This window comes from Mesorhizobium sp. Root552 (genome assembly GCF_001427285.1).
Lineage (GTDB): Bacteria > Pseudomonadota > Alphaproteobacteria > Rhizobiales > Rhizobiaceae > Mesorhizobium.
Map to the genome: position 1 here is coordinate 64,673 of NZ_LMFV01000003.1, position 22,674 is coordinate 87,346.

Consider the following 22,674-nt stretch of genomic DNA (forward strand, 5'->3'; position numbering starts at 1 on the left):
CGGCTTCGAAAGGGCGGCAACGCCCTTTCTTTTTGTCTTTATTTCTCTGACGTATCTGACCGCGCCGCGCCACGCCTGACATTGCGGCGGATCATGCCGATGTCCGCGCCGCCAATGGCAAAGGCAATGGCAAAATAAAGCGCCGCGCCCGCTCCCGACAGCGCCGCCACCGCCGTCGCCTTGGTAACCAGCGGCGCAGACGATCCGAGCCACGGCGCGCACCAGATGCCGGCAAAGTAAAGCGCCGCCCCCATCAGGACGGAGGCCAGCACCAGCCGGGGAATGCGCTTCATCAACGCCGCCTCGCGTTGCCAATGGCCACGCCGCACAAGGCCGACCAGCAGCATCAGCGCGTTGACCCAGCCGGCAACCGCAGACGCCACCGCGATGCCCGGCGCGCCCATGCGCGGAAACAGGAACAGCGCAAAGCCGACATTCACCGCAACCGAAATGGCGGCGAAGATCATCGGCGTTTTCGTATCCTCGCGGGCGAAGTAGCCGGGCGTGAACGCCTTGATCAGCACGAAGGCCGGCAGGCCGAGGCCAAAGATGGCGAGGATCGCCGCCACCGTCGGCGTCGATCCGTTGGCGGCAAACGCGCCACGTTCATAGAGCAGGCGCACGATCGGCTCGGAGAATACCAGGAGCGCTGCCGCCGCCGGCAAGGTCAGGAACAGCACGAACTCGACTGAGCGGTTTTGAAGATTGGCCGCTTCGACCATGTTGTTCGCCTTCAGCGCCCGCGACAGTTCCGGCAAAAGCACGATCGCCACCGCTATGCCGACGACGCCGAGCGGCAACTGGTAGACGCGGTCGGCCAGCGCCAGCGAGGACACGGCGCTGTCCTGCGTCGACGCAATCGCGGTGCCGATCAGCGTGTTGATCTGGGTGATGCCGCCGGTCACCGCCGCCGGCAGCGCCAGCAACAAAAGGCGCTTCACGCCCGGCGTCAGGCGCGGCCGCTTGAAGCCGATGGAAATGCCGGCATGGCGGGCCGCGATCCACACGATGGCCAGTTGCACCACGCCCGCCGCCATCACGCCCCAGGCCATCGCATAGCCGACCGACAGCCCGTCGGCGCCGCTGCGCCAAGCCTGATAGAGCACGCCGATAAGGATGACGTTCAAGAACACCGGCGCAATCGCGGCGGCGAAATAGCGCCTCAGCGAATTCAGCATGCCGGCCATCATCGAGGCCAGCGACATGCACACCAGATAGGGGAACATGATCGTGGCCAGCGCCACGGTGAGGTCGTATTTTTCCGGGTCGTCGGCAAAGCCCGGCGCGATGATGGTGCTGACCAGAAGCGGCATCGCCAGTTCCATGGCAATGGTCAGCACGATCAGCGCGCTGAACAGGACGCCGAACACCTCTTCGGAAAAGCGCCGCGCGCCGTCGATGCCGCCGGCCTCGATCTCCTTGGCAAACAGCGGCACGAAAGCCGTGTTGAACGCGCCTTCGGCAAACAGCCGGCGAAAGGTGTTGGGAAACTGGAACGCGGCATAGAAGGCATCCGCCACCGGCCCGGTGCCGAGCGCCGCCGCCATCAGCATCTCGCGGGTGAAGCCAAGCACGCGGCTCACCAATGTGCCCGAGGCGACCGTCGCGAATTTCTTCACCAGGCTCATTGTCTGGACGCCTCCATGTGTGAGCCTTGAAGCAAAGCAGATTGGCGCCACAAAGGCGTTCCGGATGCGCCCCTTGTCACCCCCCTCTGTCCTGCCGGACATCTCCCCCTCAAGGGGGGAGATTGCACAAACCTTTGCCGTTGCGGGATCAAGTGGGTCGCTGCTGACTGCCGCACGGTATCAGGACTACCGATCTCCCCCCTTGAGGGGGAGATGTCCGGCAGGACAGAGGGGGATAGACGGCAATACCGCCCTGCTACCCTTCCGCCTTCACACGGACGCTGCCTCGACAGCCGACAGGCGCGCGCATACCAACAAGATTTCAACGCCAATCCCACCCTATTCCGCCGCATTCGACTTGGCGAGCTGCTCCAACCCGGAGCCTTCCAGCGCCTCGACCAGCTTGGCGCGGATCTGCTTGATGCGCGCCGGGTTGTCGATCTTCTGGCCGGTCAGGTCGGTGACATAGAAGGTATCGATGACCTTCTCGCCGAAGGTGGTGATGTGGGCCGATGCGATGTCGAGCGACAGGTCGGACAGCGCCCCGGTGATCTCCGACAACAGGCCGGGACGGTCGAGCCCCTCGACCTCGATCACCGAGAAGCGGTTGGACAGGCTGTTGCGGATTTCGGCATGCGGCGGGATGCGAAACACCTTGGCGCCGCGCTTCGGCTTGGTGCGCCTGGCGATCATCTCCGGCAGCCACGTCCTGCCCGACAAAACGTCCTCGATCAGCTTGCCGACCCGCTCGGCGCGGCGGCGCTCATCCTCGTCCAGATCGAACTCGCGGCTGATCAGGATGGTGTCCAGCGCCCGCCCGTCGGAGGTCGTGAAGATCTGGGCATCGACAATGTTGCCGCCGGCAGCAGCGCAAGCGCCGGCGATGACCGAAAGCAGGCGCGGATGGTCCTGCGCCAGGACCGTGATCTCGGTCACGGCCTCGAACTCATGCGTCTTGACCATGGTGGCAAGCTTGCGGCCCGCGGCATCGGCCTCGCGCACGAATTCGGCATGGCGGATCTGGTCTGCGAGATCGACAGTCAAAAGGTAATTTTCATAGTGCAGGCCGACATAGCCGCGCCTCGCTTCCCCGGTCCAGCCGGTCAGGGCGGCGGCCAGCTTGTCGCGCGCCTCGGCGGCACGCTCGGCCCGCGACATCTCGGAGAAGCCGCCGGTCAAAAGAAGCTCGGTCTCGTAATAGAGATTGCGCAGCAACTGCCCCTTCCAGCCGTTCCACACGCCGGGCCCGACGCCGCGAATGTCGCAGACCGTCAGGATGAGCAAAAGCTTGAGCCGCTCGACCGATTGCACGATTGCGGCGAAATCCTCGATGGTCTTGCGGTCATTGAGGTCGCGCGTCTGCGCCGTCATCGACATGACGAGATGATTGTCCACCAGCCACGCCACCGTCTCGGTGTCGGCGGCGGATAGGCCCATATGAGGCCCCAGACGGCGCGCGATGCGGGCGCCCGCAACCGAATGGTCCTCGGGCCTGCCCTTGGCGATGTCGTGCAGCAGCACGGCGACGTAGAGCGCGTCGCGGCTCTTCCTCAGTCCCGGCATCAGCGAATGCGACAGCGGATGCACCTTGGCGTCGTCGCCGCGCTCGATCTCTGCCAGCACGCCGACGCAACGGATCAGATGCTCGTCCACCGTATAGTGGTGGTACATGTTGAACTGCATCATGGCTACAATCTTGCCGAAGTCGGGGATCAGCTTCGACAGCAGGCCGGATTCGTTCATGCGGCGCAAATTGAGCTCGGCGTAGCGGTCCGAGGTCAGGATATCGAGGAACAGGCGGTTGGCCTCGGCGTTGCGCCGGAGCGTCTTGTCCACCAGCCGCAACGAGCGCGTCACCAGCTTCAGCGCATTGGGATGGAACTCCAGCCCGTGCCGGTCGGCGAACCAGAACAGGCGCACCAGATTGACCGGGTCGCGCTCGAACACCTCGTCGTCGGCAACGTTCAGGCGATGGTTGTCGAGAATGAAGTCGCTCGTGCCGGCAAGCTTGCGGCGGCGGCGCGAGAAGCCGGTGATCATGCGGTTGAAGCCCGGCACATGCTTGGCCTGTTCTTCCTCCAGCGCCGCGCAGAAGATGCGGGTAAGGTCGCCGACATCCTTGGCGATCAGGAAATAGTGCTTCATGAAGCGCTCGACCGCCGACAGGCCGGGGTGGCTGGTGTAGCCCAGCCGCTCGGCGATATCGCGCTGGATGTCGAAATGCAGCCGCTCCTCGGCCTTGCCGGTCAGGAAATGCATGTGGCAGCGCACCGCCCACAGGAAGTCCTCCGACTTCAGGAACTGCCGGTATTCGCTCTGGGTGAACACGCCCTTGCCGACCAGTTCGGCGCCGGTGCGCACGCGGTAGAAATACTTGCCGATCCAGAACAGCGTGTGCAGGTCGCGCAGGCCGCCCTTGCCGTCCTTGACGTTCGGTTCGACCAGATAGCGGCTCTCGCCGGCCTTGGCGTGGCGCGCGTCGCGCTCGGCAAGCTTGGCCTGCGCATATTCGAGCCCGGTCGAGGCGACGACCTCGCGATCGAAGCGCTTCAGAAGCTCCTGGCAGAGTTTCTCCTCGCCCCACAAAAAGCGCGTCTCGAGCACCGCGGTGCGGATGGTCATGTCGGAAAGCGACAGGCGGATGCACTCGTCGATGTTGCGGGTGGCGTGGCCGACCTTCAGCCCCATGTCCCACAGCATATAAAGCATGTATTCGACGATCTGTTCGCCCCACGGCGTCTGCTTGTAGGGCAGCAGGAACAGGAGATCGATGTCGGAGCCGGGCGCCAGCGTGCCGCGCCCGTAGCCGCCGACGGCAACGACCGCCATGCGCTCGGCAGCGGACGGATTCTTGGCCGGATAGACGTGGCTTGCGGCGAAGTCATAGAGCGCGCGCACGATCTCATCCATGACGTGCGACAGCCGGGCCGCGCAGGCGGTGCCGCCGCCGTCCTTCTTCAGCATCGCCTCGGCCACCTTCATGCCGGCCGCCCGGCGATCCTTGAGACAATTGAGCACGGCCGCGCGCGTTTCCGGCGCGGCGGCCGGTTCCTTCGCCACCAGCGCCGAAAGCTCGCGGCGCAGGGCCTCGCCGTCGATCAGCTCATCCAGCTTGAGAGAGATTTTCGCCATATGCGCCGGAACGTCTCTTCGTTTCGGCGGCGTCTATATCCTGTTTTTATGGCGAACGGTATGGGCTTGTCGAACGGCCGGCCGGTGCCTCAGGCTACCGCAGACAGCGCATGATCGAACGACACCCGGTTGCGGCCCTGCCGCTTGGCTTCATAAAGGCAGCGGTCGGCCTGCCGCATGACTTCCGGAAACTTGACGCGACGACGCCCGACCTCGGCGGCGCCGATGCTGACGGTCAGCGCCGATCCATCCTGGTCTTCCGTCTGCCAGGGAATGCATTGCACCTGGCGGCGAACAAGCTCCGCCATCTGCATGGCCTCATCCTTGCTGACCGAAACCAGCAGTATGGCGAACTCCTCGCCACCGATGCGGCCGACGATGTCCTTGCGGCGCACGGCATATTGCAGGGCGCGGGCGATCTTCACCAGCGCCTCGTCGCCCTTGGGGTGGCCGTAGCGGTCGTTGACCGCCTTGAAGTGATCGGCATCGACGATCAAAAGGTAGTGCCCTTCGGTGCGGTCGCGCTGCTCGTCGACATGGCGCAGGAAGCCTTCCCGGTTGAGCAGCCCCGTCATCTGGTCGTGGCTGGCGACGAAACTCAACTGCTCATGCGCCTTGGCGAGGTCGGCGAACGACTGCTCCAGCTTCTCATGCGTCTTCTGCAGTTTTTCAGCCTGGGTGAAGATGTAGACGGCAATCGGCGTGCCAACGACGATGGGTATGGCCAGGCATTCGATCCAGCCCAGCCAGTCGATCGCCAAACCCAGCGCCCAACGCAGCGAAAACGAGATCGTGAAGGTCGCCACGATGGCCGGGCCGACAACGAGCAAGGTTCTGGCGGCTATCCGCTTCGTGCGTTGATCCATAATGACCCGTCTTAACATAGATTACGATGACGTAGGGTTATGGAATTGGATCGTATTTTAGCGGTTCATTGAAAATCCAATTTTTACAAAGCGGTCTTGACCTTCCAGTTACTGGAAGCCCTATCTCGGCTGAACGGAACGATTTCGAGGCTCGCCATGGCGCATTCGCATCACGATCATGACCACCATAACCACCACGGCCACAGCCATGCGGCCGACGGCTCGTGCTGCTCGGCCAAGGCAGTACCTCAGGCTGAAATGATCGTGCGCGATCCGGTCTGCGGCATGACCGTCGATCCAGCCGCCGGCAAGCCGACGGCGGAGTACAAGGGTCGCATCTTCCATTTCTGCTGCAACGGCTGCCGCACCAAGTTCGAGGCAGCACCTGATGACTATCTCACCGCCAGGGACCCTGTCTGCGGCATGAATGTCGACCGCGCCAGCGCCCGCCATTTCCATCGCCATGACGGGGCTAAGTACTATTTCTGCTCCGAAGGCTGCCTGACAAAATTCCAGGCCGAGCCTGACAAATATCTCGGCGACCGGCCGGCACCCGCTCCTATGCCGAAGGGCACGCAATACACCTGCCCGATGCATCCCGAGGTCATCCGCGACAAACCGGGCGATTGCCCGATCTGCGGCATGGCGCTGGAGCCGATGGGCGTGCCGACCGGCGAGGAAGGCCCCAACCCCGAGCTTGTCGATTTCACCCGCCGCCTGTGGGTCAGCGCGCTTCTGGCCCTGCCGCTGTTCGTCATCGCCATGGCCCCGATGGTCGGCCTGCCGTTCCGCGACTGGCTGGGCGAACGCACCGCCGCTTGGGTCGAGTTCGCGCTCGCCACGCCGGTCGTTTTGTGGGCGGCGCTGCCCTTCTTCAAGCGCGGCTGGTCCTCCGTCCTCAACCGCAGTCCCAATATGTGGACGCTGATCTCGATCGGCGTCGGCGCGGCCTATCTCTACAGCGTCGCGGCAACCCTGTTCCCCGACCTTTTCCCGCATGAAGTGCGCGGCCACGGCGAGACCGTGCCGGTCTATTTCGAGGCCGCCGCCGTCATCGTCGCGCTGGTCTTCGTCGGCCAGGTGCTGGAACTGCGCGCCCGCGAAAAAACCGGCTCGGCCATCCGCGCGCTGCTCGACCTCGCGCCCAAGACGGCCCGGCTGATCGGCGCCGACGGCAGCGAACGCGACGTGCCGCTCGCCGACGTCAAGGCCGGCGAGCGGTTGCGCATCCGCCCCGGCGAGTCGGTTCCGGTGGACGGCACCGTCGTCGAGGGCCGCTCGACCATCGATGAATCGATGATCACCGGCGAACCGATGCCGGTCGAAAAGACCGAGGGCGACAGCCTCATCGGCGGCACCTTGAACAAGAACGGCACGCTTATCATGCGGGCCGAAAAGGTCGGCTCCGAAACCACGCTGTCACAGATCGTCGAACTGGTCGCCAAGGCGCAGCGCAGCCGCGCCCCGATCCAGGGCCTTGCCGACCGCGTCTCGTTCTATTTCGTGCCGGCGGTGGTGCTGGTCGCAATCGCCGCCTTCATCGCATGGCTGCTCTTCGGTCCCGAACCCAGCCTGATCTTCGCCATCGTCTCGGCGGTGTCGGTGCTCATCATCGCCTGCCCCTGTGCACTCGGGCTCGCCACGCCGATGTCGATCATGACCGCCACCGGGCGCGGCGCGCAGGCCGGCGTGCTGATCAAGGAAGCCGCGGCGCTTGAAAGGCTCGCCGCCGTCGATACGCTGATCGTCGACAAGACCGGCACGCTGACTGAAGGTAAGCCAACACTTACGGATATCGTTGCGCTCGACGGTTTTGGCGAAGACGAGGTTCTGTCGCTCGCCGCCGCCATCGAGCAGGGCTCGGAACATCCGCTGGCCGACGCCATCGTCGACGGGGCGCGTGAACGCAAGCTTGCGGTCGCGTCCGCAACCGGCTTCGAGGCGGTCAACGGCAAGGGCGTCTCCGGCACGGTCGGCAAGCGCAATGTCGTGCTCGGCAACGCGCCGTTCTTCGTCGAACTCGGCATCGACGCCGCACCGCTAACCGGGCGCGCCGATGCGCTGCGCGCTGACGGGCGCTCGGCGGTGCTCGTCGCCATCGACGGCAAGCCGGCCGGCATCGTTGCGGTATCCGATCCGATCAAGCCGACCGCAGCCGAAGCACTGAAGAAGCTCCAGGACGCCGGCATGGTCATCGTCATGGCCACCGGCGACAACGAGCGCACCGCCGAGGCCATCGCCAGGCGGCTTGGCATCAAGCGCGTGCGCGCCGGCCTCCTGCCGGACGACAAGGCCAAGCTGGTCGAGGAACTGAAAGGGCGCGGCGCGGTGGTGGCGATGGCTGGCGACGGCATCAACGACGCGCCCGCGCTCAGCACCGCCGATGTCGGCATCGCCATGGGCACCGGTGCGGATGTGGCGCTGGAAAGCGCCGGCATCACGCTCCTCAAGGGCGACCTCACCGGCATCGTGCGGGCGCGCCATTTGGCTGAAGGCACGCTTTCCAACATCAAGCAGAACCTGTTCTTCGCCTTCCTCTACAACGCGCTCGGCGTGCCGGTCGCAGCCGGCGTGCTCTATCCGCTCACCGGCACGCTGCTCTCGCCCATGCTGGCGGCGGCGGCGATGAGCCTGTCGTCGGTCTCGGTGATCGCTAACGCGCTCAGGCTGCGCACGCTGAAACTCTGAACCTCATTGGAAAGGACCACGCCATGTGCAGGAAAATGAAGATCATGCTGTCCGCTGCCGCCATCGCGGTCATCGCCGCTGCCGGATTCGGTCTTAGCCAGACCGCATCGGCCCAGACCGACCACAGCACCCACAACATGGCGGCGATGGGCGCGGACAGCCCCTCGACCGCCGGCTACAAGGCGGCGATGGACAAGATGCATGCCGACATGGGCGCGCTGGACTATTCCGGCGATGCCGATGTCGATTTTGCACGCGGCATGATCCCGCACCATCAGGCCGCCATCGACATGGCCAAGGTGCTGCTCGAGCATGGCGACAACCCTGAAATGCGCAAGCTCGCCGAAGCGGTGATTTCGGCGCAGGAGGCCGAGATCAGGCAGATGCAGGCGTGGCTCGCGGCCAATCCACCGAAGTAAGCGGCTGAAACCGCCCGAATGCAGCGGGTTGGCACCTCACTTCTTTTGTGGCCTTGTTGCTGCCGCCGTTCCACCGGAGGCCGCAGATGACGATCCGAACCACCACCTTGCCATCCGGCGAAGCCGTGCCCGTATTCGGACTCGGCACATGGAAGATGGGTGAGGCGCACAGCCGCTTCGCCGACGAGGTCGCAGCACTTCGCCTCGGCCTCGACCTCGGTGCGACGCTCATCGACACCGCCGAAATGTATGCCGATGCGGAACTGGTCGTGGGCGAAGCCGTCAGCGGCCGCCGCGACGGGCTGTTTCTGGTTTCCAAGGTGCTGCCGTCGAATGCCTCGCGGGCCGGCACCGTCGCCGCCTGCGAGCGCAGCCTGAAACGGCTCGGCACCGACAGCATCGACCTTTACCTTTTGCACTGGCGCGGCGGCACGCCGCTTGCCGAAACCGTGGCCGCCTTCGAGGCCCTGAAAGCCACCGGCAAGATCCGTCATTGGGGCGTGTCCAATTTCGACACTGACGACATGGCCGAGCTCGACGGCGTGTCGAACGACCGCGCCTGCCAGGCCAACCAGGTCCTCTACAACCTGACCCGGCGCGGCATCGAGTTCGACCTCGTGCCGTGGAGCCGCAAGCGCTCCATGCCGATCATGGCCTATTCGCCGGTCGAGCAGGGTGCGCTTGCCCGCAACGGCCGGCTCGAGGCCATCGCCGCCCGCCACGGCGCCACCCCGGCGCAGATCGCGCTTGCCTGGACGATGCGCGAGGGTGGCGTCATCGCCATTCCCAAGGCGGTGCGGGCGCAGCATGTGCGCGACAACATCGCCGCGCTGGATATTGTCCTGTCCGCCGAAGACCTTGCCGATCTCGACAAGGCCTTCCCGCCGCCGCAGCGCAAGCGCCCGCTGGAGATGATCTAGAGCGTGATCCCGAAAAGCGGGAACCGGGTTTCGGGCAAGATCACGCTCAACCAAATAAGGCCGGAAACAGCCGGGAACCCAGGTGGCCTCCCGGCAGCACAAGCTCAGGCCAACGGCTTCAGCCGTGCCTCGATCGAAGCGCGCTTCGGCTCGAGGAAGGGCGGCAGCGACAGACTTTCGCCAAGGCTGTCCAACGGCTCGTCAACGGCGAAGCCCGGTCCGTCGGTGGCGATCTCGAACAGGATGCCGTTCGGCTCGCGGAAGTAGAGCGAGCGGAAATAATAGCGCTCCACCTCGCCGCTCGACGGCAGGCCGAAGCTGCGCAAGCGTTGCGTCCATTCATGCATGCCGGCCACGTCCGGCGTGCGGAAGGCGACGTGATGCACGGCGCCCGCCCCTTGCATGGCCGGATCGAGGCCCGGCTGCACGGCAACATGCAGTTCGGCGGCAGCCCCGCCTTCCCCCATCTCGAACACATGCACCGTGCCTTCGCCGTCGGGCGAAGCGTAGCTGCGCGTCTGACGCATGTTCATCACCTTGGTCAGCACCGGCTCGGTGCGCGAAAGGTCGGGCACCGAAATGGTGATCGGGCCGAGGCCGCGGATCTGGTATTCCGCCGGCACCGGGCTTTTCACCCACGGATGCGTCTCGCCCGCGCCGCCGTCATCGACCAGCCGGAAGCGCTGGCCCTCGAAATCCTCGAAGTCGAGCGCGCCGCGCCCGTCCAGCTCGATCACCTCGCCCGTCTTCACGCCCGCCTTTTCAAGGCGCTCATGCCACCAGTCGAGGCTGGCATGGCCGGCGACGCGCAAGCCTGTGCGGGCAATCGAATGGGTGCCGCGCCGTTCCGGCGCAACCGGCCAGTCGAAGAAAGTAAGGTCGGTGCCGGGCGAGGCCTGGCCGTCGGCATAGAACAGATGGTAGGCGGTTGTGTCGTCCTGGTTGACCGTCTTCTTCACCAGCCGCAGCCCCAGCGTCTCGGTATAGAAACGCAGATTGGCAGGCGCATTGGCGGTGATCGCGGTCAGGTGGTGAATGCCTGTCAGTTGCAGTGTCATGATATCCTCCTTGGGCTCGTGGCCCGTTTCGACCTGCAATATCGGACTTCACTTGAGTTCGATAAATAGAAACAATCGAGGACTATTTGTTCATTTGATGAAGACAATGGCGAGGCCGTTGGCCGCATTGCCGTTGCCCGAAAGGTCGGCATCATTAAGCGCAGCATGAAGGCAGGCGCGCAAGCTTGCCGCCGCGGCAGCGCGAGCTGGCAAATCGATGGACCGCAGATGACCGAGAGTTTCGCCCCGCATCACGCGCACCACCTGTTCGACGGGTACGCACTGGAGATCACCGGCAAGGACATCGCCGAGATCAGCGAGGCGCGGACAGCGATCGCGCCGGCCACGCCGATCAACATCGCTTTCCTTGGCAATGAGAGCCACGAGCAGCGCATCAACGCCGCCGGCGTCATCCGCGCTTGCGGCTTCCTGCCGGTGCCGATCATCTCATCGCGGCGGCTGAAGTCGAAGGAGGATCGCGACGCGCTTCTGTCCGGCCTCGTCCGGGCAGCCGACATTGACCGCATCATCCTCGTCGGCGGCGACCCGTCATCGCCTGCCGGCCCCTATCGGGATTCGCTCGACCTCATCGAAAGCAACATCCTCGACGATTTCGGCATCCGCCATGTCGGCATCGTCGGCTATCCCGAAGGTCATCCCAAGATCGCTGACACGGCGCTGTGGGATGCGCTCGCCCGCAAGGTCGAGCTGCTGCGCGGCGCCGGGCGCACGGTCGAGATCACCAGCCAATACGGCTTCGACGCCGAAGCCGTCATCGCGTGGATTGAAAAGGTGCGCGCGCTCGGCATCGACGCGCCGATCCGCATCGGCGTCCCCGGTCCCGCCAACGTCAAGCGCCTGCTGCGCTTTGCCGTTCAGTTCGGCGTCGGCACGTCGGCGGCAATCGTGCACAGATACGGCTTCTCGTTTGCCAGCCTGCTCAGCAAGGTCGGACCGGAGCGATTTCTGGCCCAGCTCGGCAAGCGGCTCGCCGACGACGATCTCGGCGTCATCCGCCTGCATTTCTATCCGTTCGGGGGCATCGCTCCCACGGTCGAATGGATCGCCCGCCAAACCGAGGCGCATCGGTCAGCGGCGCTTGCCTGAGCGTTGCTGCTGGCCGCGCCCGTCATGGGCAGGTCGTCACCTGGTTCGAACAGGTCCCCGTCGTCCAGCCATTGAACGCGCTGCCGAGAAACGTCCCCTCGATCTTCACCCAATTGCCCTCGCAGGCTTCGAGCCGCTCGATGGCAAAGGAATCCGGTCCTGCACCTACGCCCTCCGCATCCTCGCCGATGAGGCGGGTGACGACAGGCGCGCTGCTCGAAGGGTCGCGCCGCAGGTCGATGGCGTTGACGGTCAGCGAAAGGAACCGGCCCGTCACCCAGCCCTCGCCCTCGAAGAGAACCTTGGTCTTCTGGTCGCCGACATAGTCTTCCAGCACCGCCTTTCCGATGCGGAACCAGCCGTCCTTCGACCCGGTGATCGAGACTTCGGCGCCGAAGGTGTAGCCCTCCACCTTGAGCGGCGCGGGAAGCCTGGCAATGACGGCCGTATCGGCACCAGGTCCGGCGCGAACATTGAGCCCGGCCGGATCAGGGTCGGTTGACCAGGCCGAAATGCTGCAGGCGGCGATATCCCCGGAAGCGGCGACGGCATCGCCTGCGCCGATCGCCAGCAGGACAGCGGCGAAACCGCACCGAGAATAGCCCCGCATCGACCTCTCTCCGTTCCAGATGAACCACCTTGGGCAACTGCCCGGCTGGCGCGGCAGCGCCTGCAAACGGAGTTTAGAGCAATCGCGTGAAAAGTAACCGCGATCCCGGCTATTTCTCCATCATGCCCTTCAGCCGGTAGAGCGCTTCCAGCGCCTCGCGCGGGGTCATCTCGTCCAGATTGAGGCCGGCAAGCGTTTCGCCGACCTTGTCCGGCTTGGCGGCAGGCTTTTGCGCTTCCCGCTTCACGGCCACCGAAAACAGCGGCAAATCGTCGATCAGCCGGTCGGCCTTGCCGGAGACTTCGCCTTCCTCCAGCTGGTGCAGCACTTCCTTCGCCCGCGCCACCACCGCTTCCGGCAGGCCGGCAAGGCGGGCCACCTGAACGCCGTAGCTGCGGTCGGCGGCACCCTTGCCCACCTCGTGCAGGAACACGACGTCGCCTTCCCATTCCTTCACCCGCATGGTGACGTTGGAAAGGCGCGGCAGCTTTTCGCTGAGCGCCGTCATCTCGTGGAAATGGGTGGCGAAGATCGCCCGGCAGCGGTTCTTCTCATGCAGGTATTCCACTGCCGCCCAAGCAATCGACAAGCCGTCGAAAGTCGCCGTGCCGCGCCCGATCTCGTCGAGGATCACCAGCGCCCGCTCGCCGGCCTGGTTGAGGATCGCCGCCGTCTCGACCATCTCGACCATGAAGGTCGAGCGTCCGCGCGCCAGATCGTCGGAAGCGCCGACGCGCGAAAACAGCCGGTCCACCACGCCGATATGGGCGCTCGCCGCCGGCACGAACGAGCCCATCTGGGCGAGGATGGCGATCAGCGCGTTCTGGCGCAGGAAGGTCGACTTGCCGCCCATGTTCGGCCCGGTCAACAGCCAGATCGCACCGTTCTTCGCATCGCCTTGCGGCGACAGGTTGCAGTCATTGGCAACGAACGGGCCCTCGCTCGAACGCCGCAGCGCCTGCTCCACCACCGGGTGACGCCCGCCTTCGATTTCGAACGCAAGGCTGGCATCGACGTCCGGCCGGCACCAGTCCTCGCTTTCGGAAAGCGCTGCCAGAGCCGCCGATACGTCGAGCACGGCAAGGGCGGCCGCGCCTGCGCGGATCGCTTCGGCCGATGAAACCGCCTCCGCCAGCAACCTGTCGAAGGCGGCAAGCTCTATCGACAGCGCCCGGTCGGCGGCATTGGCGATCTTGGTCTCCAGCCCGGCCAGTTCCGTGGTGGTGAAGCGCATGGCGCTGGCCATGGTCTGGCGGTGGATGAATTTTGCCCGAGCCGCGTCGGTGCCGGTCATCGCGGCTGAATGGTTGGCCGTCACCTCGATATAGTAGCCCAGCACATTGTTGTGCCGGATCTTCAGGCTGCGGATGCCGGTCTCGTCGGCAAGGTCGCGCTCCATCGCGGCGATGACGCGGCGCGTGCCGTCGCGCAGCGCCCGCATCTCGTCCAGCTCCGCATCGTAGCCCTCGCGCACGAAGCCGCCGTCGCGCTTCAGCAAGGGCAGTTCATCGGCAAGGGCTGCATCCAGATGCTCTGCCAGCGCCTTTGGCAGCGCGGCAATCGCCGTCAGCCCTGCCGCGATTTCCGCCGGCGGCGCCGCACCGGCAAAGATATCCGCGATGGCCACCGCCGCCGAGAACCCGGCCCGCAGCGCGCCGAGGTCGCGCGGGCCGCCACGGTTCAGCGCCAGCCGCGACAGCGCCCTTGGCATGTCGGCCACGCCTTTCAGCGAAAGCCGCACCGCTTCGGCCAGGCGCGGTTCGCTGCGGAAGAAGGAAACCGAATCCAGCCGCACCGCGATCGCCGCCGGGTCGGTCAGCGGGGCCATCAGCCGGTCGGCCAGCAGCCGCGCCCCGCCCCCGGTCACGGTGCGGTCGATGGCCTTGACCAGCGAACCGTCACGGCTGCCGGAAAGCGTGCGCAACAGCTCCAGGTTGGCGCGCGTCGCCGGATCGATGAACAGCGTCGAGCCGGCTTCCTCGCGTTCGGGCCGCGACAGCGGTGGACGCTCGGCCTTCTGCGTCTTCTCGACATAGGCAACGATGCCGCAGATCGCCGACAGCTCGGCACGGCTGAAGGTGCCGAAAGCATCCGGCGTCGCCACCTCGAAGAAGCGGGCGATGCGGCCCTCAGCCGTCGCCGAATCGAACAGCGGCGACGGCTGCGGATTGACGATGCGGCCAAGCACGTCGAAGGCCGGCCTGAACTCGGCATCGTGGAACACCGGCTCGGCCACGATCAGCTCACGCGGATCGACGCGGAAGATGTCGGCCAGCAGCCGCTCCGAGCTGCTCTCGGCGACACGGAAAGCGCCGGTCGAGATATCGATCCACGCCAGCGCGCAGGCCGCCTCGCTTCCCGCCGCGCCCTTCACCCGCCCCATCGCCATCAGGAAGCTCGATTCGGACGGAGCAAGCAGCTTGTCTTCGGTGATGGTGCCGGGCGTCACCAGCCGGATCACGTCGCGGCGCACCACCGACTTCGAACCGCGCTTCCTTGCTTCCGCCGGGTCCTCGATCTGCTCGCAGACGGCGACGCGAAAACCTTGCGCGATCAGTTTTTGCAGATAGTCGTCGGCGGCATGCACCGGCACGCCGCACATCGGGATGTCCGCACCCTGGTGCTTGCCGCGCTTGGTCAAAACGATGCCCAGCGCCTGGCTCGCCTTTTCGGCGTCGTCGAAGAACAGTTCGTAGAAATCGCCCATGCGATAAAACAGCAGCGAATCCGGGTTCGCCGCCTTGATCTCGATATACTGCTCCATCATCGGCGTTGCGCCGGTTGCGGCAGACAGTGGCGCGACGGCATCCATGACCACGGAAGCCGCCATTTTACTGTTGTCCGGCTCTTCGTTCATGCGAACCTCACCCAGCCAGGCTGATCGCAGCGGTGCCGGCAACGGCAAGCGCGGCGCCAAACCATGCCTCGCGCCGCGGCGCAACGCCGGAGCGCAGCCACACCATCGGCAGGATCATGATCGGGGTCATTGAAGAGAGCGTCGTCACGATGCCGACATTGCCAGTGGCGAGCGCCGCCAGCAACAGCGACATGCCAAGACCGGTGCCGACGAAGGCCGACGCCACCGCTAGACCGAGATCGGTCGAGCGGAAACTGTAGGATCGCCTGACGATCGCCAGCGGCAGGAAAGCGATCAGCACGAAGAGCAGCGCCGAGACGCCCGAGCGCACCGCCATCGCCGCGAACGGATCGACGCCGGCTTCCATGGCGGGCCTTGCAAACAGGCTGCCCAGCGCCTGGCCGAGCGCCGTCACCACGCCGAGCAGCATGCCAAGCCATTGCGGCGCTGCATGCCCTATCGCGACGGGTCCGGCGCCAACAGCCGGAACCTCCACCGCCGGCACCGGATCGCGGCGGCGAACCCCCACCGCCAAGACGATGCCTGCCAGAACCAGCACGATGCCGAGCATCTGCTGCATGACGATGGTCTCGCCAAGGAAAAAATAGCCGAGCACCAGCGAGAAGGGCGATGCAAGCGCGAACAGAAGCGCGGTGTTGCGCGGTCCGATGATGTAGATGGCCGCGAAGTAGGTCGTGCTGGCGATGAAGATGCCGCAAATGCCCGAGACGACCAGCAATCCGGCCTCGTGCGAGCCTATGCTGCGCCACCCGCCGACGACCAGCGCAGCCGCTCCGGTAATCGAAAAGGCGGCCACCATCTGCCAGCGGGCAAGTCGCACGATGTCGACGCGGCCCTTCAGCTCGGCAATCAGCATGCCGGACAGCGCGATGCACACGGACGCAGCCAGCGCGAGGCTTTCAGACATCAGCATGGCCAACGCCGGCGAAGGGAAGCGCTATTGTTCAAGAAACACTTTCTAATTTTTGCAAGCTCATCTGCTTGGCGCTTTACGTCCGGCAAGCGTAGCCTTAATCGGAAACGTTCCACAAATATTTGCGCGGCCAAGGCGCACCGATATCCAAGGAAGCCACCATGGCGAAAAAGCCCGACAGCACCGGCCCCTCCGTCAGCGCCGCGGAGGCGCTGGAATTTCACGCCATGGGGCGTCCGGGCAAGCTCGAAGTGGTGCCGACCAAGCCGATGGCGACGCAGCGCGACCTGTCGCTGGCCTATTCGCCGGGCGTCGCGGTGCCGGTGAAGGCGATCGCCGAAGACCCCTCGCGCGCCTTCGACTACACCAGCCGCGGCAACATGGTCGCCGTCATCTCCAACGGCACCGCCATCCTCGGCCTCGGCAATCTTGGCGCACTGGCGTCGAAGCCGGTCATGGAAGGCAAGGCGGTGCTGTTCAAGCGCTTCGCCGACGTCGATTCCATCGACCTCGAGGTCGACACCGAAGACGCCGACGCCTTCATCAACTGCGTGCGCTATCTCGGCCCCTCCTTCGGCGGCATCAACCTCGAGGACATCAAGGCGCCGGAGTGCTTCATCATCGAGCAGCGCCTGCGCGAACTGATGGACATCCCCGTCTTCCACGACGACCAGCACGGCACGGCCATCATCTCCGCCGCCGGCCTCATCAACGCGCTGGAAGTGACGGGGCGCGACATGAAGACGACGAAGCTCGTCTGCAACGGCGCGGGCTCGGCCGGCATCGCCTGCATCGAACTCATCAAGGCGATGGGCTTCACGCCCGAGAACATCGTCCTGTGCGACACCAAGGGCGTCGTCTACCAGGGCCGCACCGAAGGCATGAACCAGTGGAAGTCGGCGCATGCGGTCAAGACCGAGGCGCGCTCGCTGGCCGACGCCATGGACGGCGCCGATGTCTTCTTCGGCCTTTCCGCCAAGGGCGCGCTCACCACCGCCATGGTCCAGTCGATGGCCAAGAACCCGATCATCTTCGCCATGGCCAATCCCGACCCGGAGATCACGCCGGAGGAAGTGGCCGAGATCCGCACCGACGCCATCATGGCCACCGGCCGCTCGGACTATCCGAACCAGGTCAACAACGTGCTCGGCTTCCCCTACATCTTCCGCGGCGCGCTCGATGTCCGCGCGACGACCATCAACGACGCCATGAAGATCGCCGCCGCGCGCGCGCTGGCTGAGCTTGCCCGCAAGGACGTCCCCGACGACGTTGCCGCCGCCTACCAGGGCAACCGGCCGAAATTCGGCCCCAGCTACATCATCCCGGTGCCGTTCGATCCGCGCCTGATCTCGGCGATCCCGGTGGCCGTGGCGAAAGCGGCGATGGAAACCGGCGTGGCGCGCCGGCCGATCATCGACCTCGACAAATATGTCAACGAGCTTTCCGCGCGCCGCGACCCGATCGCCTCGACCCTGCAGCGCATCTACGACCGCGTGCGCCGCCAGCCCAAGCGCATCGTCTTCGCCGAGGGCGAGGAAGAGCAGGTGATGCGCGCCGCCGTCTCCTATGTGAACCAGAACCTCGGCACCGCGATCCTGCTCGGCCGCGACGATGTCATCAAGGAAAACGCGCGCAACGCCGGCATCAGCCTCGACAAGCCGGGCATCGAGATCATCAATGCCCGCCTGTCGCGCCGCAACGCCATCTATGCCGACTTCCTCTACGAGCGCCTGCAGCGCAAGGGCCACCTGCTGCGCGACTGCCAGCGCCTCATCAACAACGACCGCAACCACTTCGCGGCCTGCATGGTGGCGCTCGGCGATGCCGACGGCGTCGTCACCGGCGTCACCCGCAACTATTCGACGGCGCTCGAAGACGTGCGCCGCGTCATCGACGCCCGCCCCGGCCATTGCGTCATCGGCGCGTCGATCGTGCTCGCGCGCGGCCGCACCGTCATCGTCGCCGACACCGCCGTGCACGACATGCCGAACGCCGAACAGATCGCCGACATCGCCGAGGAGGCCGCCAACTTCGCCCGCCGCATGGGCTACGAACCGCGCGTGGCCATGCTCGCCTACTCCACCTTCGGCCACCCGCAGGGCGAGCGCTCCGAGCGCATCCAGGAAGCGGTCAAGATCCTCGACAAGCGCCGCGTCGATTTCGAGTATGACGGCGAGATGGCCGCCGACGTCGCGCTCAACCCGAACGGCATGCGGCTTTACCCGTTCTGCCGCCTCAACGGCCCGGCCAACGTCCTGGTCATGCCGGCCTTCCACTCGGCCTCGATCTCGACCAAGATGTTGCAGGAACTCGGCGGCTCCACCGTCATCGGCCCCCTGCTCGTCGGCCTCAACAAGCCGGTGCAGATCGTGCCGCTCAACGCCAAGGACTCAGACATCGTCAACATGGCCGCCATCGCCGCCTATTCGGCGGGCGCCTGACCTTCCGGTGCCTGCTGCCCAGGCGGTAGGCCCGTATTGGACCATCGTATCCGGCGGAAAAGTCTGTCACCCATGCCCAACCATGGGTGACATCGATTTGACTCCGGCCGGAGCGCGCCATGAAGGCTGACAAAAGCGGAACCGGCCGCTTCATCCACCTGCTCGGCGCTGCCCAGATCTGCTCGTGGGGCACCGTCTTCTACGGTTTCCCGCTGATCGCCGAAGCGATGCGCGCCGATCTCGGCTGGTCGAAGACCGAGCTTTACGGCGCCGCCACCTTGGGCGTCCTGCTGGCCGGCCTTGCCGCCTATCCGGTCGGCTCGGCCATCGACCGCGGCAACGGACGCCTCATCATGACAGGCGCCTCCGTCATTGCCGGGCTTTTGTTTGCGGGATGGTCGCAGGTCGAGAGCATTGCCGTCTTCTACCTCGTCCTTGCCGGCATCGGCTGCATGCAGGCTGCCACGCTCTATGAACCGGCCTTCGCCGTCATCGCCCGCAGGGTCGGTGCGCTGAAGGCCCGCAACGGCATTACCACGCTCACGCTGTGGGGCGGCTTCGCCAGCACAGTCTTCATCCCGATCATCCAGTTCGTCATCGAGGCTCGTGGCTGGCGCGAGGCGCTGCTGGTCATGGCCGCCGTCAACATCGTCGTCTGCGGCAGCCTCTATGCGCTTGCCATCGATCCGGCCAAGGATGCGCCCCGCCCCGTCCCATCGCCCGGCGATCCCGCTGCAATCGCCGGACGTGCAGCGGTGGCGGCGGCGATGCGCAAGCCGGCCTATTGGGGCCTCATGCTGGCATGGTCGTCCTACGCGCTGGCGTTCTCGACGCTGACCTATCACTTCTTCCCGCTGTTCCTCGAACGCGGCCTCGATTCGAAAGGCGCGGTCGCGGTGCTCACCGTCATCGGCCCGGCGCAGGTGGCCGGGCGCATCGCCATACGCTGGCTGGCGGCGGAAGCGCCGGTGCGCAAGCTCGGCTCGGCAATCGTCGTGGTGTTTCCGCTGGCGGTGCTGGGCTTCGCCTTCGCCCCGCCGCAGGCCCTTTTGATCGCGGCCATCGCCGCCTTCTACGGCGCGGCCAACGGCATGATCACCATCGTGCGCGGCGTCGCCGTTCCCGAGATGGTCAGCCGCGAAGCCTACGGCGCGATTTCCGGCTCGCTGGTCGCGCCGATGAACATCGTCACCGCGCTCTCGCCGTTCGGGGCCGCCCTTCTGTGGCAGGCCAGCGGCGGCTACGGCGCAGTCCTTGCCGTGATCTTTGCCGGCTCACTGACTTTGTGCGCCGGATTCTGGTTCGCGGCCTATTGGGCAAGGAAGTGAAACACCAACGAAGCGCCAGGCCTCACGCAACTAGGGCGAGGTTTCCTTCCACCGCCTGGATCGCCCGCTCCAGCGCGCTGAAACAAGCCGCATCGAACGCCGTGCCGATATCGGCGCGCATGATGCCGAGCGCCTCATCCACCGGCATGGCGACGCGATAGGGCCGATCCGCCGTCAGCGCGTCAAAGACGTCCGCAACCGTGACGATCCTCGTTTCTTCCTCGATCTCCTCGCCCTTCAGCCCGCGCGGATAACCCCTGCCGTCCAGCCTCTCGTGGTGCGCGCCGCCGATGCGCGCCATTTCCCGGAATACCGGCACGCGCGAAAGTATGCTCTCGGACATGGCGGAGTGGTCGCGCATCTGAATCCATTCCTCGTCGTCCAGCTTGCCGTTCTTGTCGAGGATGGAGTTGGAGACGCCAAGCTTGCCGATGTCGTGCAACAGCGCGGCGCGCCGCAGCCAGCGGCGGCGGCTGGCCGGATAGCCCATTTCGCCGGCAACGAGGTCGGCATAGACCGCGACCCGCTCCGAGTGACCCGCCGTGAACGGGCTCTTGGAATCGACGATCTGCGCAAAGGCGCGGGCAATGTCGTCGAGATAGTCTTCGTCGACCTCGATATGCCGCCGCGCCGGCGCCAGATCGAACACGGCATTTGCCATGTCGTCGGATTCCAGCGCCTCCCAGAATCCGGCTTCGGCCATGGCGGCCTCGAGGCTGTCGACGCAGGCCGGATCGAACCAGCTGCCCCGGCGGGCGCGGACTTCTTCGATCGCCGCATCCCGGCCGGCTGCCGTGTGAAAGACATCGACCACCTGCGAAAGCAACGCGATGCGCGCATAGACCGGGATCGACTGGCCGGCGAGACGGTCTGGCCTGCCCTGTCCGTCCCAATGCTCGTCCAGCGAATGAATGCCGCTCGATACGGCGGTTGGAAACCTGAGCATTGCCGCGATCTCCGCGCCTCGATGGCATCGCGTCTGGATCAGGTCGTTCACGATGTCCCCGCCATTTTGCATGATGTTGAGGATCGACCGCAGCCGATCGCCCAGCGAGGAACGCCGCCCCGTATGCGTCAGCACGAAGCCGAGCACCTTTGGCAGGCTGGAGCCCATTGTCTTGAAGTCCCGCTTGAAGCCGATGTCGTCGGACAAATACAACTCGCAGATGCGGGCGGCATTGCTGGAACAGCCCAGATCCTTGAGCAGGACCGTGTAATAGAGTTCCCACAGGTCCGCTTCCGACAAACCCATGTGGCGGCCGATCTGCATGCCGATCCAGGTGCTGCGGACACAGTGACCGACGGGCTGGCCTTCGGTCAGGTCGAGCGCGTAGCTGAGTGCCCCGAGCAGTTCGGCCAGGCGTACGCTTTGCTGCGCAGTAGTCTCCATCGACCCACCCCGTTCTCAACCGCGAGTAGCACCGGGTAGTATCGCCTCTGCAGGTTAAGTTTTTGGCCTGCGCGCGCCTGCTGCGCCGGGCGACGGCGCGTTCCGGGCAGCGCCTGAACTGCGCCCGGTTCCTGCTGTCATTTTCGCCGGCTTTCTGACTTGATGTCGGGAAACGCGGCTTGCACGGTGCCGGCGGGAAGGCAGGTTCCGCGAGAGCGCAGGTTTCGCACCACCAAAGGCCCGGAAGGAGATTATACGGCATGGCGAAGCTGGTCTTTGCACTGAACGCCTCACTGGACGGCTATGTCGACCACATGGCATTCGCGCCTGATGCCGTTTTATTTCGGCACTTCATCGACGATGTGCGCGGCCTTGCCGGCATCGTCTACGGCAGGCGCATGTACGAGGTGATGCGCTACTGGGACGAGGACCATCCCGAGTGGGACGAAGCCAGACGTGAATATGCCGAGGCATGGCGCGGCCAGCACAAATGGGTGGTGTCGCGCACGTTGCAATCGGTCGGCCCGAACGCCACGCTCATCAGGCAAGATGTCGAGCCGGCACTGCGCGACCTGAAAGCCGGCCTTGATGGAAACATTGAAATAGCCGGCCCGCAGCTGGCCGGCAGCCTGTCCGAAACCGGACTCATCGACGAATACCGGATTTACTTTCATCCCTATGTGCTTGGCGGCGGCAAGCCGTTCTTTTCCGGCCCGCGCCCGCCGCTCCGCCTGACGGCAAGCGAGCGCATCGGCGACAACGTGATCCGCCTGACCTACGTTCCGGCATAGTGGCGGTGCCCAAGCAACGCTCCGCAATTGCATTGACCCTTGCCGGCTAACTGAATTTGTGCGCCGGATTCCGATTTGCATACTATTGGGCAGAAAACAGGTCCCGCGATGCCTTGGGCTCGCCTGCAAGCAAACAGGGGAAAACGAACGATGAGCCACGACGAGTCCTCGGGAAAACGCCCAACTCTGGTGCGGCTGACCGGCTTCCTGCGTTGCGCTTCAATGGCGGAGGTCGAGACTGTCCAACGCCACCTCCCCGATCACGTCCGCCTGACGCGGGCCGAGCCGGGCTGCATCTCCTTCGAGGTTACGCAGACGGACGATCCCCTTGTCTGGCGCGTCGAGGAGCTTTTCGCCGACCAGGCCGCCTTCGATTTTCACCAGCAACGCACCCGGGCCTCCGAATGGTTTGAAGCGACGTCGGCGATAGCGCGTGAGTATGAGACTAAAGGGGCTGAGCAGAATTAATGAAAGGCTGATTGGGGCGGGAGCGGACTGCGGCCGG

The 22,674-nt window shown here is 65.3% G+C and carries 16 protein-coding genes; 8 read left to right on the forward strand and 8 right to left on the reverse strand.

Annotated elements, in window-relative coordinates:
• Positions 1-38: 38 nt before the first annotated feature.
• From murJ to ASD50_RS02060, 3 genes are all read right to left on the reverse strand, one after another.
• Entirely contained in the window at positions 39-1,628 is a 1,590-nt protein-coding gene (gene murJ, locus ASD50_RS02050; protein WP_056235263.1) for a murein biosynthesis integral membrane protein MurJ, read from the reverse strand.
• A gap of 339 nt (positions 1,629-1,967) precedes the next feature.
• Entirely contained in the window at positions 1,968-4,760 is a 2,793-nt protein-coding gene (locus ASD50_RS02055; RefSeq protein ID WP_056235266.1) for a [protein-PII] uridylyltransferase, read from the reverse strand.
• Positions 4,761-4,849: 89 nt separating this feature from the next.
• Complete coding sequence (locus tag ASD50_RS02060; RefSeq protein WP_056235268.1) at positions 4,850-5,626, reverse strand: GGDEF domain-containing protein; 777 nt, start codon at positions 5,624-5,626, stop codon at positions 4,850-4,852.
• 156 nt (positions 5,627-5,782) lie between these two features.
• Between ASD50_RS02060 and ASD50_RS02065 the strand changes: the two genes are divergently transcribed.
• From ASD50_RS02065 to ASD50_RS02075, 3 genes are all read left to right on the forward strand, one after another.
• Positions 5,783-8,314 (forward strand): heavy metal translocating P-type ATPase, encoded by a 2,532-nt coding sequence (locus ASD50_RS02065; protein WP_056235270.1) that lies wholly within the window; start codon positions 5,783-5,785, stop codon positions 8,312-8,314.
• A gap of 23 nt (positions 8,315-8,337) precedes the next feature.
• Positions 8,338-8,733 (forward strand): DUF305 domain-containing protein, encoded by a 396-nt coding sequence (locus tag ASD50_RS02070; protein ID WP_156464899.1) that lies wholly within the window; start codon positions 8,338-8,340, stop codon positions 8,731-8,733.
• Between the two features lie 86 nt (positions 8,734-8,819).
• On the forward strand, positions 8,820-9,653 hold the full coding sequence (locus tag ASD50_RS02075) for an aldo/keto reductase (protein ID WP_056235273.1): 834 nt from the start codon (positions 8,820-8,822) through the stop codon (positions 9,651-9,653).
• 104 nt (positions 9,654-9,757) lie between these two features.
• Here the strand turns inward: ASD50_RS02075 and ASD50_RS02080 are convergent, their stop codons facing one another.
• Positions 9,758-10,711, reverse strand: a complete 954-nt coding sequence (locus tag ASD50_RS02080) for a ring-cleaving dioxygenase (protein ID WP_056235331.1) — start codon at positions 10,709-10,711, stop codon at positions 9,758-9,760.
• A 228-nt stretch (positions 10,712-10,939) separates the two neighbouring features.
• Here ASD50_RS02080 and ASD50_RS02085 point away from each other — a divergent pair, with 228 nt between their 5' ends.
• Positions 10,940-11,818 (forward strand): methylenetetrahydrofolate reductase, encoded by an 879-nt coding sequence (locus ASD50_RS02085; protein ID WP_056235334.1) that lies wholly within the window; start codon positions 10,940-10,942, stop codon positions 11,816-11,818.
• A gap of 22 nt (positions 11,819-11,840) precedes the next feature.
• Here ASD50_RS02085 and ASD50_RS02090 read toward each other — a convergent pair whose 3' ends face one another.
• From ASD50_RS02090 to ASD50_RS02100, 3 genes are all read right to left on the reverse strand, one after another.
• Complete coding sequence (locus tag ASD50_RS02090) at positions 11,841-12,428, reverse strand: SH3 domain-containing protein (protein WP_056235275.1); 588 nt, start codon at positions 12,426-12,428, stop codon at positions 11,841-11,843.
• 109 nt (positions 12,429-12,537) lie between these two features.
• Positions 12,538-15,258, reverse strand: a complete 2,721-nt coding sequence (mutS, locus tag ASD50_RS02095) for a DNA mismatch repair protein MutS (RefSeq protein WP_056235337.1) — start codon at positions 15,256-15,258, stop codon at positions 12,538-12,540.
• 34 nt (positions 15,259-15,292) lie between these two features.
• The gene (locus ASD50_RS02100; RefSeq protein WP_162251973.1) at positions 15,293-16,213 is read right to left on the reverse strand and encodes a DMT family transporter; all 921 of its coding nucleotides are present in this window, start codon (positions 16,211-16,213) and stop codon (positions 15,293-15,295) included.
• Between the two features lie 167 nt (positions 16,214-16,380).
• On the opposite strand from ASD50_RS02100, the gene ASD50_RS02105 reads away from it, so the two are divergent.
• Together ASD50_RS02105 and ASD50_RS02110 are read left to right on the forward strand one after the other, a co-directional pair.
• Positions 16,381-18,660 carry an NADP-dependent malic enzyme gene (locus tag ASD50_RS02105; RefSeq protein WP_056235280.1) on the forward strand — a complete coding sequence of 760 codons (2,280 nt, stop codon included), beginning with the start codon at positions 16,381-16,383 and terminating at the stop codon, positions 18,658-18,660.
• 119 nt (positions 18,661-18,779) lie between these two features.
• Entirely contained in the window at positions 18,780-19,988 is a 1,209-nt protein-coding gene (locus ASD50_RS02110) for an MFS transporter (RefSeq protein WP_056235284.1), read from the forward strand.
• A 22-nt stretch (positions 19,989-20,010) separates the two neighbouring features.
• Here ASD50_RS02110 and ASD50_RS02115 read toward each other — a convergent pair whose 3' ends face one another.
• Positions 20,011-21,378 carry an HD-GYP domain-containing protein gene (locus ASD50_RS02115; protein WP_056235287.1) on the reverse strand — a complete coding sequence of 456 codons (1,368 nt, stop codon included), beginning with the start codon at positions 21,376-21,378 and terminating at the stop codon, positions 20,011-20,013.
• Between the two features lie 260 nt (positions 21,379-21,638).
• Here ASD50_RS02115 and ASD50_RS02120 point away from each other — a divergent pair, with 260 nt between their 5' ends.
• On the forward strand, positions 21,639-22,169 hold the full coding sequence (locus ASD50_RS02120) for a dihydrofolate reductase family protein (protein WP_056235291.1): 531 nt from the start codon (positions 21,639-21,641) through the stop codon (positions 22,167-22,169).
• A gap of 150 nt (positions 22,170-22,319) precedes the next feature.
• A complete protein-coding gene (locus ASD50_RS02125; RefSeq protein WP_056235342.1) occupies positions 22,320-22,637 on the forward strand; it encodes a putative quinol monooxygenase in 318 nt (105 codons plus the stop codon).
• The last annotated feature ends 37 nt before the right edge of the window (positions 22,638-22,674 follow it).